Origin of the sequence: Kribbella sp. HUAS MG21, assembly GCF_040254265.1 — a bacterium.
GTDB lineage: Bacteria > Actinomycetota > Actinomycetes > Propionibacteriales > Kribbellaceae > Kribbella.
Window position 1 is genome coordinate 4,290,801 of record NZ_CP158165.1, and the last position, 14,652, is coordinate 4,305,452.

The window sequence follows — 14,652 nt, forward strand, 5'->3', positions numbered from 1 at the left end:
TCCACCTCGCACCCGTCCTAACATGGGTGCCGTGGATAGTTACGGGCCAGTAACCGGGGACGACGCACCCGCCGAGCTGCGGCAGTGGCCGGAGCGGCGGGTGCCGGTCGCAGGCGTGGACCTGCTGGTCAGGGACGTTCCCGACGCCGCGCCGGAGCTGCCGCCGGCGCTGTTCGTCCACGGCCTCGGCGGGTCCTCGCTGAACTGGACCGCCCTCGGCCTGCTGCTCAACGACCGCATCCGCGGCATCGCGCCGGACCTGCCGGGTTTCGGCCGTACGCCGCTCTCCGGGGTGACCGGCATCCCCGAACAGGCCGCAGTGCTGATCCGGCTGCTGGAACGGGAGTACGACGAGCCGGTCCACGTCTTCGGGAACTCGATGGGCGGGGCCGCGTCGGTGGCGCTGGCCGCGCAGCGTCCCGACCTGGTGGCGTCGCTGACCCTCATCTCGCCCGCACTGCCGCATCCGCGGGTGTCGGCGAGTGCCCTCTGGTTCACCGCGCTGGCGACGCCGCGGCTCGGTCCGGTCGTCCTGGAGCGGACGGCGCGGTTGCCGTTCGCGCAGCGCTTCGAGGCCTCGCTGGCGCTGGTGTTCGGGGACCCGCGGTCGCTGACACCCGAGGTGCGGGCGGCGTACGAGGCGGAGCTCCATCGGCGCGACACCGACCCGTGGGGACGGCAGGCGACCGTCGAGGGTGCTCGCAGCATCCTGCGCTCGTCACTGGCCAGACCGCGCAGATCCCTCTGGGCGGACGCTGCCCGGGTGCAGTGCCCGGTGCTGCTGGTCTACGGCGGCAGGGACCGTTTGGTGGACGCACGGATCCGTACGAAGGCCCAGCGCACGTTCCCGAACGCACACCTGCTCTACCTGCCGCAGTCCGGCCACGTCGCGCAGATGGAGCACCCGGAAGAGGTGGCGCGTGCGTTCCGTCAGTTGATCGCCTGATCGAGTCGAATCCGAGCCGCGGTTGAGACACGGCTGAGCGGCACGTCAGGTCAACTTGTCCGCGTGATTGGCAGAACCGCCCGAAATCTGTCGTTGTCCGTCGCTGTGCTGCTCGGGGTGGGAACCCTCCCCGCCGCGGCCGCCCCACCGCCATCGGTTGCTGCAGGCAACCAATGGGACGTGCGCGCCGTCGCCGGTGGTTATCGACTCGCGCTGCGCCTGAACTCGCCGGCACCGCTGCGTGCCTCGCTGCCCCTGCTGGAGGTCGACGGCAGACCGGTGGGTGTCGCGACACAGTCCCCGGACCGGAAGACCCTCACCCTCGTCAGCACCGATCCAGCGGTCGCCAAGGCGCGCGACGTACGGCTGGTGTGGTCAGGCGACCTGGGCAAGCAGAACGCCCACCGGGGTCGTGACGCGGCCGGAGCGCCTATCGATGCCTACTGGCTGAAGGCGCGGCGCGGTCCGTTGCTGCCGTCGGATCCTGGCGCACTGGGGAAGTACAAGGTCGACACGGCCGAGTACAACCTGGGCGACGAGGCGGTCTACCTGCCCGGTCTCGCGCACCGCTCGGAGCTGCGCGGCAAGGTGTACTCACCGCGCGGTGCAGTCGGTCCACGGCCCCTGGTCGTGTTCCTGCACGGCAGGCACGAGGTCTGTTACGGCGACCCCACCAACCCCTCCGACGTCGACAAGCCGTGGCCCTGTCCGCGCGGAATGAAGCCTGTCCCCAGCTACCGCGGCTACGACGCACCTGCGACCGCTCTGGCCAGCAACGGCTACCAGGTCGTGTCGATCAGCGCCAACGCGATCAACGGCTGGGACAGCGAGGCGTACGACGCCGGCGCACAAGCGCGGGCCGAACTCGTTCTGGACCACCTGGCCCTCTGGCGGAAGTGGTCGACCATCGGCGGCGGCCCTTTCGGCAGCCGCTTTGTCGGCAAGCTCGACCTGCGCAACGTCGGCCTGATGGGTCACTCACGAGGCGGCGAAGGCGTCGCCCGAGCCGCTGTGCTGAACGCGGACCGCGGCGGCCAGTACGGCATCCGCGCCGTACTGCCGCTGGCTCCCACGGACTTCGCCCGGGCCACGGTGCCGGGTGTAGCGATGAGCGTCCTGCTGCCGTACTGCGACGGCGACGTCTCCGACCTGCAGGGCCAGATGTTCTACGACGACACCAGGTACTCCGTCGGTGGCGACGCCGCGCCGCGGTCCACCGTCACGGTGCTGGGTGCCAACCACAACTTCTTCAACACCGAGTGGACCCCCGGACAGTCGGCCGCGCCTTCAGGCGACGACTGGTTCGGCGACGAGAAGGCGTCGCCCTGCGGAGCGAAGTACCCGGGCCGGTTGACAGCCAAGCAGCAGCAGGCCGTCGGTACGGCGTACGTCGCGGGCTTCTTTCGGCTGCAGATGGGACACGAGACACAGTTCCTGCCGCAGTTCGACGGCTCGGACGCGCGGGCGGCGTCTGCCGGCAAGGCCGTCGTACGGGTGGTGTCGCAGGCACCACTAAGGCGTGACCTGCACCACTTCGACTCGGCCCTGCAGGCCGGAGCGGTCAGCGGGAAGGTGTCGGCGACCGTGTGCGCCGGTGTGACCAGTACTGCGGTCCGCGCCGCCCTGCCGACCTGTATGACGACCGACGCCTGGGGCAATGCGCCGCACTGGGGGATGGCGTGGTTCGCCCCGAGGACGCCGACGACCGCGGTGACGAAGCTGCGCTGGACAGGTACGAACGGCGTGGTCCGGGTCGCCGTACCTGCCGGGAAGCGTGACGTACGGCGGTTCGCGGCGCTGACGTTCCGCGCCGCGCCGGACCCGGCCGGTGCGCCGCGGACCGACCTGAGTGTCCGTGTCGTCGACGGGCACGGCCGCGCGGCCGCCGTACCGGTGTCTGCTGTCAGCGACGCGCTGGTGCGGATGCCGGGGAGCGACGACAGCGGCCTGCCGAAGAACCTGCTGCGGACGGTACGCATCCCGGTGTCGTCGCTGAAGGGCGTGGACCTGCGCGACGTGCGGGCAGTGGAGCTGCGCACGGACCGCGTCGCCGGCGGATCGGCGTACGTGAGCGATCTGGCGTTCTCGTCGCCCGGCCTCGGGTTCTCGGCACCTGCCGTGTTGCTGCCGAAGCTGTCCGCGTCCAGCGTCACTGTGAAGGAGGGGGACCGTGGGACGCGTTCGATGGACTTCTGGGTCACCCTGTCGCGGCCGAGCATCCGACCGGTCAGCGTGTACGTCGAGACGAACGGGGAGCTGCGTGCGTCGGAGGGCGTGGCGCGGCGGCTGGTGTTCGAACCGGGACAGATGCGGCACAAGGTCCCTGTGACGATCGAGGGGAACACCCGGGACAGCTACGACGTGCCGTTCGACCTGGTGCTGTCCGTGCCGCACGGCGGTCTGCTGGACAAGTCGTTCGGCCGCGGCCTCGTGATCGACGACGACCCCACGCCGAAGCTCACGCTCGGGAACCTGCGGACGACCGAGAAGGCCGGCGTCGTGAGCTTCCCGGTCAAGCTGTCGGCACCGAGCGACAAGCCTGTGAACTTCTCGGGCGTGCTCAAGGACGGGACGGCGGTCGTCCGCAAGGACTACGCGGGCCTCGACGACGACGGCACCGGTCCGGCGGAGCGGATGATCGAAGGGTCGGTGACCCCCGGCAGGACCACCGGCGAGCTCCGGGTCCGGATCCTCGACGACAAGGTGAAGGAGCCGGCGGAGTCCTTCAGCGCCGTGATCGACGTCCAGGACGGCGCCGTCCTGGACGTCCCGACGACCCTGACCGGGACGATCACCGACAATGACTGAGACGCGGGTACCGGGATGTGGACTCTGTCCGGGGTGCTTGGGATAGTGCGGGAACATGGAGGAGGGACGGATGGTTGAAAACCATCAGATCCCGTTCGACGTCTTCCTGAGGAGCCGACACGTGTCACTGCCACCGCTGGTCGAACCGGCCGACGAGCTGACGATTGACGAGGTGCGGCGGTACTCGCGGCACCTGATCATCCCCGAGGTCGGGATGGCCGGGCAGAAGCGGCTGAAGAACGCCAAGGTGCTGGTGATCGGCGCCGGCGGCCTCGGCAGCCCCGCCCTGCTCTACCTGGCCGCCGCCGGTGTCGGCACGCTCGGCATCGTCGAGTTCGACACCGTCGACGAGTCCAACCTGCAGCGCCAGGTCATCCACGGCCAGTCCGACGTGGGCAAGTCCAAGGCGCAGTCCGCCAAGGAGTCCATCCTCGAGGTCAACCCGTACACGAACGTCGTCCTGCACGAGACCCGGCTGGACAACGACAACGTGTTCGAGATCTTCGAACCGTACGACCTGATCGTCGACGGCACCGACAACTTCGCCACCCGCTACCTGGTGAACGACGCCGCGGTGCTGCTCGGCAAGCCCTACGTCTGGGGCTCGATCTTCCGCTTCGACGGCCAGGTCAGCGTGTTCTGGGCCGAGCACGGCCCGTGCTACCGCTGCCTGTACCCGGAGCCCCCGCCGCCCGGCATGGTCCCGTCCTGCGCCGAGGGCGGTGTGCTCGGCGTGCTCTGCGCGTCGGTCGGCGCCGCGCAGGTCACCGAGGCGATCAAGCTGCTCACCGGCATCGGCGACCCGTCGCTCGGCCGGCTGAACATCTACGAGGCGCTCGACCTCAACTGGCGCACGCTCAAGGTCCGCAAGGACCCGAACTGCGCGATCTGCGGCGAGAACCCGACCGTCACCGAGCTCATCGACTACGAGAGCTTCTGCGGCGCCCTGACCGAAGAGGCGGCCGACGCGGCCGTCGGCTCGACCATCTCGGTGAAGCAGCTCAGCGAGTGGATCAAGCTGAAGGACAACGGCGAGAAGGACTTCGTGCTGATCGACGTCCGGGAGCCGAACGAGTACGAGATCAACAAGATCCCGGGCTCGGTGCTGATCCCGAAGGCGGACTTCCAGACCGGTGTGGCGCTGGAGAAGCTGCCGCAGGACAAGCAGCTGGTCTTCCACTGCAAGTCCGGCGTCCGCTCCGCCGAGGTGCTCGCGATCGCCAAGGGCGCGGGCTTCTCCGACGCGGTGCACGTCGGCGGAGGTGTCGTCGCCTGGGTCGACCAGATCGACCCGAGCCAGCCGTCGTACTAACCGTCGTACTGGAACTCGTTCAGAAATCCATCCGGCAGGACGCGACCGCCTCGGTGGCGACGGGATCACCCGTCACCGCCGGGGCGTCGTCGCGCCCGGACAGCGTGCGCATGTACGCGACCGCGTCCACCGCGGCGTGACCTACCGGCTCACCCCTCCCCAGCAGATAGGTCCCACCTCCCGGCCCGGTGAGTTCCAGTACGACGGCCGGCCGGTCTCCCCAGAACGGCCCGCTCGCCTGCAGGTCGTACACCACCTGCGCGATCAGCTCCGCGGCGTACGGCCCCGGATCGAAGGGCCGGCCGAGCGCCTGGCAGATGTCGTTGCGGTGCATCCAGAGATCGCGCGCGAGCAGGATGTCCTGCACGTACCCGAGCGCCATCCGCGGCGCCGGGTCCACCTGCATGGTGATCTTCCGGAACACCTCCGGGTTGCGCGAGATCTTCTCCGTGGCCTTCGCCCACACCCGGTCGAACAGCGCGCGCAACTCGGTGGGCGGCGTACCGCGGTGTTCGTCGGCCTGCACCATCATGTGCGCGTCGAACCGCGGCACCCCCGGATACGCCCGCTTGTTCTTCAGCCAGCGGCGCGGGAACGAGGTCGGCTTGATCACGTCCTCGGCCTGCCCGATCAGGTGGCCGGCGATGTCCGCGACGTCCCAGGCGTCACAGACGGTACGGCGCTGCCACTCGTCCCCCTCGATCGACGCGAGCAACTCGTGCCACGCCTTCAGCTCGGCGTCCCGGTGGATCCGGCACCGCGGCCGGTCGGCTCGTCCGATCTGCTCTGCGAGTACTGCGGTCATCTCTTCCCCCTGGTCGGTGCGTAGTGCTGGTAGTACATCTCGAGTACGACGGGCAGCAGCCGGCTGAACCGCCCCTCCTCGAAGGGCACGTCCGGCTCGTTCGCCATCTGTTGCGAGAGCACTCCGGACGTGACGGACGTGAACACGGCGACCCCCTCGTCGCTCGCCGCGTCCGGGTGCAGCCGGCCGGCGTCCACGGCTGCCTGGAGATGCTTGCGCAGGTCGGCCAACGCCTCCTGCGCCGGTGCGAACGCCTCCGGGCTGGGCTCGAAGCCGGGGATCGTCCGCCAGAACAACAGCTGTGAGTACACCGGGTTCCGCATGCACCAGCGCGCGAACGCCGTGGTGCCGATCAGCTGCAGCTCGATGACGTCGTCGGTCGTCGCGGCGGCGATCGCGTCCCGCTGCGCGGCCAGGAACAGCTCCGCGCCGCGCTGGAACAACGCGTCGTAGATCGCCATCTTCGACGGGAAGTACTGGTACAGCGACGGCGGCCGCATGCCGAGCCGCCGGGCCACCGCGGACAGGCTCAGCGCCGGGACGCCCTCGGCCTCCATCAGCTCGATGGCGACATCGAGGATCTCCGCGATCGTCTCCTGGCGACGGCGGGTCCGGCGGTCCGGTACGGCGGCAGTGCTCATGCCTTGAGGAAAACCTAATGCCATTAGGGTTGTCAATACCTCGTAGGACTCTGGAGACTGTCGGTCGCGCCGCGTACTGTCTTCAGGCATGTGCAGAAACATCACCGTGCTCCGGGGCCTCGAGCCGTCCGCGACCTCCGAGGAGATCTACGCGGCCGCGCTGCAGTACGTCCGCAAGGTGACGGGGGTCGGCTCGCTGAGCGCGACCACCCGCGGCCCGATCGAGCGCGCGGCCACCGAGGTCGCGCGGATCACCGAGCAACTCCTGGAGGAGATGCCCGCGCGCCGCACGCCGCCGCAGACGGTGCCGCCGCTGCGGCGTCCCGAAGTACGGGCCCGGCTCGGCCTCGACTGAGCGAAACTCCGGCGCCGCCCGATCGCGGCGCGGGGTAGTGTCGCGTCCCGGAAACGTTTACCCCTGGACGGTTGCCTTAGGGAGGCGCGGGATGCGGTTCGCGATCAAGACCAGGCCGGAACACACCACCTGGCAGCAGATGCGGGACGTGTGGGTCGCGGCGGACCAGTTCGAGATCTTCGAGTCCGCCTGGCACTGGGACCACTTCTACCCGCTGAGCGGTGACATGCAGGGCCCGAACCTGGAGGCCTGGACCACGCTCGCCGCGCTCGCGCAGGCGACGTCCCGGATCCGGCTCGGCTGCCAGGTCACCGGGATGATCTACCGGCACCCCGCGGTGCTGGCGAACATGGCGGCGACCACCGACATCATCTCCGGCGGCCGGCTCGAGCTCGGCATCGGCGCCGGGTGGAACGAGATGGAGACCGCCGCGTACGGCATCGACCTGTACCCGCTGAAGGAGCGCTTCGACCGCTTCGACGAGGGCACCCAGGCGATCATCGCGCTGCTCACCGAAGAGGTCGCGAACTTCGACGGCAAGTACGTCAAGCTCACGGACGCGTACTGCAACCCGAAGGCCGTGCAGACGCCGCACCCGCCGATCACCATCGGCGGCAAGGGCCCGAACCGGACGCTGCGCGCGGTCGCCAAGTGGGCGCAGCAGTGGAACGTGATCGTCCCGAGCCCGCAGGAGTGGAAGCCGCTCAAGGACGTCCTGGTTCAGCGCTGCGAGGAGGTCGGCCGCGACGTCGGCGAGATCACCTGCTCGGTCAACGTGCGGATCGATCCGGACAGCCCGCTCGACAAGGCGGTCGCGGAAGCGGCGGCGTACGGCGAGGCGGGTGTCGACCTGGTCGTGATGAACCTGCCGCTGGACGCACCGCCGTCCGTCCTCGAGCCGCTCGCGAAGGCACTCGCGCCGCTCGCCTAGATTGGGCTGGATCATCACTGTGGACAGGGAGGAGTACGTCGAGGCGGTGCTGCGGGCCGTGGAGTCGATCCCGGAGGGCAGCGTCGCGACGTACGGCGACATCGCGGAGTACGTCGGCCAGGGCGGACCGCGGCAGGTCGGCGCGATCATGCGCGAGTACGGCGCGAGTGTGCCGTGGTGGCGGGTGATCCGCGCATCCGGCGTACCGGCCGACGAGGTCGGTGACGAGCAGCTGCACCGACTGCGGTCGGACGGGGTACGCGTCACCGACGGCCGGGTCAGCCTGCGCGAGGTCCGCTGGGATCCGCGGGACTGACGAAGCTGTCCGGTTTCCGACGATTTACAGGGTTCCCGGGGTGCGTCGCACGTTTTGTCGGTGGGGTCTGTTGAGATGTGTCGGTGGTCAGCAGACAGGGGTCCCGGTACCGGTTGGTCCGGGAGGAGCGACGGAGCACGGCCGCGCCTGTCCTCGATGCCGATCAGCAGGCCGTGGTGGAGCATCCCGGTGGACCGTTGCTGGTGCTCGCGGGGCCCGGCACCGGGAAGACGACGACCTTGGTGGAGGCCGTCGTCGATCGGGTCCGCAACCGCGGGCTGAGTCCGGACGAGGTGCTCGTGCTGACGTTCGGCCGCAAGGCGGCGACCGAGCTGCGGGACCGCATCACCGGACGGCTCGGGCGGACCACGCGGGTGATGCCGTCGATGACCTTCCATTCCTTCTGCTACGCGTTGCTGCGCCGGTTCACGCCGGCCGACGCGTTCGACGTACCGCTGCGACTTCCATCGGGTCCGGAGCAGGCGCTGCGGTTGAGCGAGGCGCTGTCGGGCAGTCGTGAGGTCGGCGCGGTGCACTGGCCGGGCAGCCTGCATCCGGCGTTGAAGACGCGCGGGTTCACCGACGAGGTGCAGGCCGTGATCGGCAAGGCGCGGCAGCTGGGGCTCGACCCGGAGGACCTGTCGGCGATCGGCCGGTCGGCGGAGCGGGCGGAGTGGGTCGCGGTCGGCGACTTCTTCGAGGAGTACCTGCAGATCCTCGACGCGGAGCAGGTGCTGGACTACTCCGAGCTGATCCACCGTGCGGTGATCCTGGCGCAGCAGCCGCAGGTGCGGGCGAAGCTGCGCAGCGAGTTCAAAGCGGTGTTCGTGGACGAGTACCAGGACACCGATCCCGGCCAGACCAAGCTGCTGCAGGCGATCGCGGGCGACGGCCGCGACCTGGTCGTCGTCGGCGATCCGGACCAGTCGATCTACACGTTCCGCGGGGCGGACGTGCGCGGCCTGCTGCGGTTCACCGACGAGTTCCGGACCCGCGACGGCGCCGAGGCCGCGCAGATCGCGTTGGGTACGACGCGACGCTTCGGGACCACGCTGCAACGGGTGTCGCGCAACGTCGTGAACCGGCTCGGCGTCCCCGGATCGCTGGACCGGGACACCTTCGACCGCTTCCGGAACCCGGATGCCTCGTCGTGTGTCTACGGCCCGGGCAAGGTCGAGGCGAACCTGTACTCGACGAGCGGCGCCGAGCTCGAGCACATCGCGGACCTGCTCCGCCGGGCGCACGTCCAGGACGGCATCGGGTGGAGCGAGATGGCCGTCCTGGTGCGCTCCGGGAGCCGGTCGATCCCGCCGCTGCGCCGGGCGTTGTCGGCGGCCGGCATCCCAGTCGATGTCGCCGGTGACGAGCTGCCGCTGTCGCGTGAGCCCGCCGTACGGCCGATGCTGCTGGCGTTGCGCGCGGTGGCCGATCCGGAGACGCTGACCGTCGACGTCGTGCGGGCGCTGGCGCTGTCGCCGTTGGGCGCGATGGACGCAGGGCAGTTGCGACGGCTGGCACGGGTACTGCGACGGCGGGACCGGGACGCGGCGGGTGGCCAGCGGTTGCCGCGGTCGTCGGACGAGCTGTTGCGGGACGCGTTGCTGAATCCGTTGCTGCTGGACGAGGAGGCGTCGCCGGCCGAGGCGCGGTTCGCGGCGCTCGGCGAGCGGTTGCTCAAGGCACGGAACATCGTGACCGCGGGCGCGGCGCCGGACGAGGTGATGTGGTCGCTGTGGTCGGACTCGCCGTGGTTGCGGCGGTTGCGCGGCCAGGCGTCGGCGGGCGGCGAGACCGCGCGGACCGCGAACCGGGACCTGGATTCGTTGTGCGCGCTGTTCGACGCGGCCGGCCGCGCGGAGGAACAGGTCGGGTTCAAGGGCGTTTCGGCGTTCCTGTCGGAGTTGGAGTCGCTCGACATCGCCGCCGACAACCGGTTCGACGGGACCTATCGCGAGGCCGGCGTACAGCTCATGACGGCGCACCGGTCGAAGGGCCTGCAGTGGCGGCTGGTCGTGGTCGCGTCGGTCCAGGAAGGCCAGTGGCCGGACCTCCGGCGGCGGGGTTCGTTGCTCGAGCCGGACCGGTTGGGGACCGACGGCCTGATCGATCCGTTGTCGGCGGGCGCGTTGCTGGCCGAGGAGAGACGGTTGTTCTACGTCGCGATCACGCGCGCCCGCGAGCGATTGATCGTGACCGCCGTCCAGGCGCCCGAGGCCGACGGCGATCAACCATCACGTTTTCTTGCCGAGCTGGACATTCCTTTGAAACTCGTGGCGGGACGGCCGCGGCGCCCGCTGTCGTTGCCCGGTCTGGTCGCGGATCTGCGCTGCGTGCTGGCGGATCCGGCGTCGTCGCCTGCCTTGAAGCGGGTGGCGGCTGATCGGCTGGCCAAGCTGGCGGACGCGATCGACGAGCGGGAGCAGCCGCTGGTGCCGACCGCGGACCCGTCGCGCTGGTGGGGCGTGCGGGAGCGGACGGAGTCCGTGCGGCCGGTCGCCGATCCCGACCAGCCGGTGCCGTTGTCGGGGAGTGCGCTGACGACGATCGTGGACTGTCCGTTGCGCTGGTTCCTGACCCGGCGGGCGGGCGGCGAGACGCAGAGTACGTCGGCGCTCGGGTTCGGGTCGGTGCTGCACGCGCTGGCGGACGCGGTCGCGACCGGGACGCTGCCGCCGTCGGTCGACGAGCTGAACGGCTGGCTGGACAAGGTGTGGACGCAGCTCGAGTTCGAGTCCGCGTGGATCTCGGACCGCGAGCGCGGTGAGGCCGAGCAGGCGCTGCGGCGGTTCGTCGCGTGGCACCAGGGCCGCCCGGACCGGACGCTGGTCGGCACCGAGGTCGAGTTCGACGTACTGCTGCCCGACGAGGAGAAGCCGGCGGTCCGGGTGAAGGGGCGGATGGACCGGGTCGAGAAGGATCCCGAGGGGAAGATCCGGGTCGTCGACCTGAAGACCGGCCGCTCGATCCCGACGAAACCCGCGCTGGAACGGCATGTGCAGCTGGCGATCTACCAGCGCGCGATCAACGCCCGGCAGCTGAAGAAACTCGGCGAGGACGCGGAGGCCGGCGGCGCCGAGCTGGTGCAGCTGCGCCACGACGACAACGGCGGCTTCCCGAAGGTGCAGCCGCAGGCCCCGCTGGAAACCGACGAGGACGGCCGGACCTGGCTCGACGAGGCCGTCGACGAGGCCGAGTCGATGATCCGCACCGAAGAGTTCACCGCCCAGCGCAACGACGGCTGCAACCGCTGCGAGGCGCGGTCGTTGTGCCCCATCCAGCCCGAAGGCCGGGAGATCGTCTGATGCCCGCGGAACTGCGCACCACGGCCGACCTGTGCGACCTGCTGGGGATCCCGTTCAGCGACCAGCAGCTCGCGGCGATCACCGCGCCGCTGGAGCCCGGCGTGATCGTGGCCGGCGCCGGCTCCGGCAAGACGACGGCGATGGCGGCCCGGGTCGTGTGGCTGATCTGCACCGGGCAGGTGAAACCGGAGGAAGTGCTCGGGCTGACCTTCACCAAGAAGGCCGCGAACGAGCTCGACGTCCGGATCCGCGAGGACCTGACCAAGGCCGGCGTCCTCGGCTCGACCCTGCCGCCCGACCAGCACCCGATCCTCGCCGCGCACCTGCGCAGCAACATCCCGAACTGGGAGCCCGAGGAGTCGGGCGAGCCCGTCGTCTCGACGTACCACGCCTTCGCCGGCACGTTGATCGCGGAGCACGGGCTGCGGCTCGGGCTCGAGCCGGACTCGCGCGTGCTCGCCGACGCCACCCGGTACCAGCTGGCCGGTCGCGTCGTGCGGCGGTCCGCCGGGCCGATCCGGTTCGCGTCGCATCACGTGCCGACGCTCGTCAACAGCCTGCTCGCGCTCGACGGCGAGCTCGCGGACCACCTGCTCCGGCCGGACGACATCCGCGACCACGACGACGCCGTACGGCGGGAGGTCGCGGCGGCGCGCAAGCAGACCGTCGAGGTGCGCAAACTCGCGGAGACCGCGTTGAAGCGCGGGGAGATCCTGCAGCTCGTCGAGGAGTACCAGGCGTACAAGGGGGAGCGCGGCGTCGTCGACTTCGCCGACCAGATGGCGCTCGGCGCGCGGCTGGCCGAGGAGTGCCCGGAGGTGGCCGCCGTCGAGCGGGCGCGGTACAAGGTCGTGCTGCTCGACGAGTACCAGGACACCTCGGTCTCGCAGCGCCGGATGCTGACGGCGCTGTTCGCCGGGCCGGATCGGGAGCACGGCCGGGGCCACCCCGTCACTGCGGTCGGTGACCCGTGTCAGGCGATCTACGGGTGGCGTGGGGCGTCGGTCGCGAACCTGGACGAGTTCCCTCAGCATTTCCCGCAGGCTGATGGTTCTCCCGCTCGGCGCTACGTGCTGAGTGTCAACCGGCGCTGTGGCAGCCGGATCCTCGCCGCCGCGAACCAGCACGCGGCGGAGCTCTACGAGCAGCACCCGGGCGTGATCCCGCTCGAAGCGCCGGAGAACGCTCCGGAAGGTGCGATCACCGTCGGGCTGTTCGAGACCCGGTCGCAGGAGATCGAGTGGGTCGCCGACGCGATCGTCGCCGCGCACCGCACCCGGAACCGCCGCTGGAAGGACATCGGCATCCTGATGCGGACGAACGTCGACCTCAGCGCGGTGCACGAGGCGCTGATCGCCCGCAAGGTCCCGGTCGAGGTGGTCGGCCTCGGCGGGCTGCTCGCGCTGCCGGAGGTCGTCGACGTGGTGGCGACGCTGCAGGCCGTGAACGACCTCACCGCGAACGCGGCGATGCTCCGCATCCTGACCGGTCCGCGGTACCGGATCGGTCATCGCGACCTCGCTCTGCTCGCCAACCGCGCCCGCGTGCTGGCCGATGCGGGGGAGCGCCCGGCCGCCGACGACCTGGTCGCCGCGCTGGACGCGGCCGTCGCCGGGATGGACTCGACCGAGGTCATCTCGCTCGCCGAGGCGGTCGACGACCCGGGCCCGGCGGAGTACGCCCCGGAGGCTCTGGTGCGTTTCAAGGAGCTGTCGACCGAGCTTCGCGAGCTGCGTGCACATGCGGGCGAGCCGTTGCTCGACCTGGTCCGGCGGGTGATCAGCACGATCGGCCTGGACGTCGAGCTGACCGCGACCCCGGACCACGTCGACGCCGGCCGTCGCGATCACCTCGCGGCGTTCTTGGATGCAGTGGGCAACTTCGTGTCGACCGAGTCGGACGGGTCGCTGGACGGTCTGCTCGCGTACCTGGCCGCCGAGGAGGAGTACGCCGCCGGTCTCGATCTCGCCGTACCGAGTGAGGCGGACTCGGTGAAGCTGCTCACCACGCACCGGTCGAAGGGGCTCGAGTGGCCGGTCGTGTTCGTGCCGACGCTGGTGTCGAAGGTGTTCCCGTCGGATCGTGGCCGGGACAAGTGGACGACGAACGCCAAGGTGCTGCCGTGGCCGTTGCGCGGTGACGCCGACACGCTGCCGGACTTCCACGACCTGTCGAACGCCGGGTTGAAGGCGTTCGCCGACGAGTGCAAGGACATGAACGCGCTGGAGGAGCGCCGGCTCGGGTACGTCGCCTTCACGCGCGCGAAGGAGCTGCTGGTCGCGACCGGGCACTGGTGGGGGCCGACGCAGAAGCGGCCGCGCGGACCGTCGTCGTACCTGGAGACGTTGAAGAAGCACGCCGGCGACCGGGTGATCGCGTGGGCGGACCAGCCGGAGCTGACCGCGGAGAACCCGGAGCTTGCCGAGCAGACGCAGGCGCCCTGGCCGGCGCCGTACGACCGGGAGGCGTTCGAGCGGCGCCTGGAAGCGGCCGCGCTGGTGCAGCAGGCGCGGCGCGAGGGCCCGTCGATCGATGCGGAGGAGTCGCTGCTGCTCGACGAGCAGGCGACCGTCGCGCGCTGGGACTCCGAGATCGAACGGTTGTTGTCCGAGGCAAGGGAAAGCCGGAGCCGGAAGGCGTACGACGTGACGCTGCCGGCGGCACTGTCCGCGACGCAGGTGATGCGGCTCGCCAAGGACCCGGACGGGTTGGCCGCGGAGCTGGCGCGGCCGATGCCGCGCAAACCGAACCGGGCGGCGCGTTTCGGGACCCGCTTCCACGCCTGGGTGGAGAGCTACTTCGGCCAGCAGTTGCTGCTCGACCCGGACGATCTGCCCGGTGCCGCGGACGAGGACATCGTCGACGACACCGACCTCACCGACCTGATGGACGCGTTCCGCGACGGCCCGTTCGGCGACACCACGCCGTACGAGATCGAGGCCCCGTTCGCGCTGGCCATCGACGGCCGCGTGATCCGCGGCCGCATCGACGCCGTCTACCAGGTCGTCCGCCCTGACGGCTCCCGCGGCTACGACGTCATCGACTGGAAAACCACCCGCGGCGAAACCGCCGATCCGCTCCAGTTGGCCATCTACCGGGTCGCCTGGTCCGAGCTCATGAACATCCCGCTCCACCAGGTGACCGCGGCGTTCTACTACGTCCGCACCGGAGAAATCACCCGCCCGGAAAGCCTGCCGGACAAGCAGCAGCTCATCGGGTTGCTGAACGGCTGACCG

General features: G+C 70.3%; 10 protein-coding genes. 8 read left to right on the forward strand and 2 right to left on the reverse strand.

Annotated elements, in window-relative coordinates; all coding sequences use genetic code 11:
• Positions 1-31 precede the first annotated feature (31 nt).
• The 3 genes from ABN611_RS21220 (at position 32) to moeZ (ending at position 5,066) form a co-directional block, all read left to right on the forward strand.
• Positions 32-946 carry an alpha/beta fold hydrolase gene (locus ABN611_RS21220; RefSeq protein ID WP_350273944.1) on the forward strand — a complete coding sequence of 305 codons (915 nt, stop codon included), beginning with the start codon at positions 32-34 and terminating at the stop codon, positions 944-946.
• Positions 947-1,039: 93 nt separating this feature from the next.
• A complete protein-coding gene (locus ABN611_RS21225; RefSeq protein ID WP_350273945.1) occupies positions 1,040-3,754 on the forward strand; it encodes a Calx-beta domain-containing protein in 2,715 nt (904 codons plus the stop codon).
• 136 nt (positions 3,755-3,890) lie between these two features.
• Positions 3,891-5,066, forward strand: coding sequence for an adenylyltransferase/sulfurtransferase MoeZ (gene moeZ / locus ABN611_RS21230; protein ID WP_350281665.1), 1,176 nt, complete (start codon positions 3,891-3,893; stop codon positions 5,064-5,066).
• 19 nt (positions 5,067-5,085) lie between these two features.
• Here the strand turns inward: moeZ and ABN611_RS21235 are convergent, their stop codons facing one another.
• Both ABN611_RS21235 and ABN611_RS21240 read right to left on the reverse strand, forming a co-directional pair.
• The gene (locus ABN611_RS21235) at positions 5,086-5,871 is read right to left on the reverse strand and encodes a maleylpyruvate isomerase family mycothiol-dependent enzyme (protein WP_350273946.1); all 786 of its coding nucleotides are present in this window, start codon (positions 5,869-5,871) and stop codon (positions 5,086-5,088) included.
• The gene (locus ABN611_RS21240) at positions 5,868-6,512 is read right to left on the reverse strand and encodes a TetR/AcrR family transcriptional regulator (RefSeq protein ID WP_350273947.1); all 645 of its coding nucleotides are present in this window, start codon (positions 6,510-6,512) and stop codon (positions 5,868-5,870) included. Before ABN611_RS21240 ends, ABN611_RS21235 begins: the two co-directional genes overlap by 4 nt.
• Before the next feature lie 88 nt (positions 6,513-6,600).
• On the opposite strand from ABN611_RS21240, the gene ABN611_RS21245 reads away from it, so the two are divergent.
• The 5 genes from ABN611_RS21245 to ABN611_RS21265 all read left to right on the forward strand — a co-directional run bounded on the left by ABN611_RS21245 (position 6,601) and on the right by ABN611_RS21265 (position 14,649).
• Positions 6,601-6,867: a DUF2277 domain-containing protein gene (locus ABN611_RS21245; RefSeq protein WP_130439916.1), complete on the forward strand. Its 267-nt coding sequence runs from the start codon at positions 6,601-6,603 to the stop codon at positions 6,865-6,867.
• A 91-nt stretch (positions 6,868-6,958) separates the two neighbouring features.
• Positions 6,959-7,798 carry a TIGR03560 family F420-dependent LLM class oxidoreductase gene (locus tag ABN611_RS21250; protein ID WP_350273948.1) on the forward strand — a complete coding sequence of 280 codons (840 nt, stop codon included), beginning with the start codon at positions 6,959-6,961 and terminating at the stop codon, positions 7,796-7,798.
• A 19-nt stretch (positions 7,799-7,817) separates the two neighbouring features.
• Entirely contained in the window at positions 7,818-8,114 is a 297-nt protein-coding gene (locus tag ABN611_RS21255) for an MGMT family protein (RefSeq protein WP_350273949.1), read from the forward strand.
• Positions 8,115-8,197: 83 nt separating this feature from the next.
• Complete coding sequence (locus tag ABN611_RS21260; RefSeq protein ID WP_350273950.1) at positions 8,198-11,416, forward strand: ATP-dependent DNA helicase; 3,219 nt, start codon at positions 8,198-8,200, stop codon at positions 11,414-11,416.
• On the forward strand, positions 11,416-14,649 hold the full coding sequence (locus ABN611_RS21265; RefSeq protein WP_350273951.1) for an ATP-dependent DNA helicase: 3,234 nt from the start codon (positions 11,416-11,418) through the stop codon (positions 14,647-14,649). The genes ABN611_RS21260 and ABN611_RS21265 overlap by 1 nt, the downstream gene beginning before the upstream one ends.
• The last annotated feature ends 3 nt before the right edge of the window (positions 14,650-14,652 follow it).

Coding starts and splice junctions, on each gene's coding strand:
- ABN611_RS21245 (WP_130439916.1), top strand. CDS start 6,601: ATGTGCAGAAACATCACCGTGCTCCGGGGCCTCGAGCCGTCCGCGACC.
- ABN611_RS21240 (WP_350273947.1), bottom strand. CDS start 6,512: ATGAGCACTGCCGCCGTACCGGACCGCCGGACCCGCCGTCGCCAGGAG.
- ABN611_RS21250 (WP_350273948.1), top strand. CDS start 6,959: ATGCGGTTCGCGATCAAGACCAGGCCGGAACACACCACCTGGCAGCAG.
- ABN611_RS21235 (WP_350273946.1), bottom strand. CDS start 5,871: ATGACCGCAGTACTCGCAGAGCAGATCGGACGAGCCGACCGGCCGCGG.
- ABN611_RS21265 (WP_350273951.1), top strand. CDS start 11,416: ATGCCCGCGGAACTGCGCACCACGGCCGACCTGTGCGACCTGCTGGGG.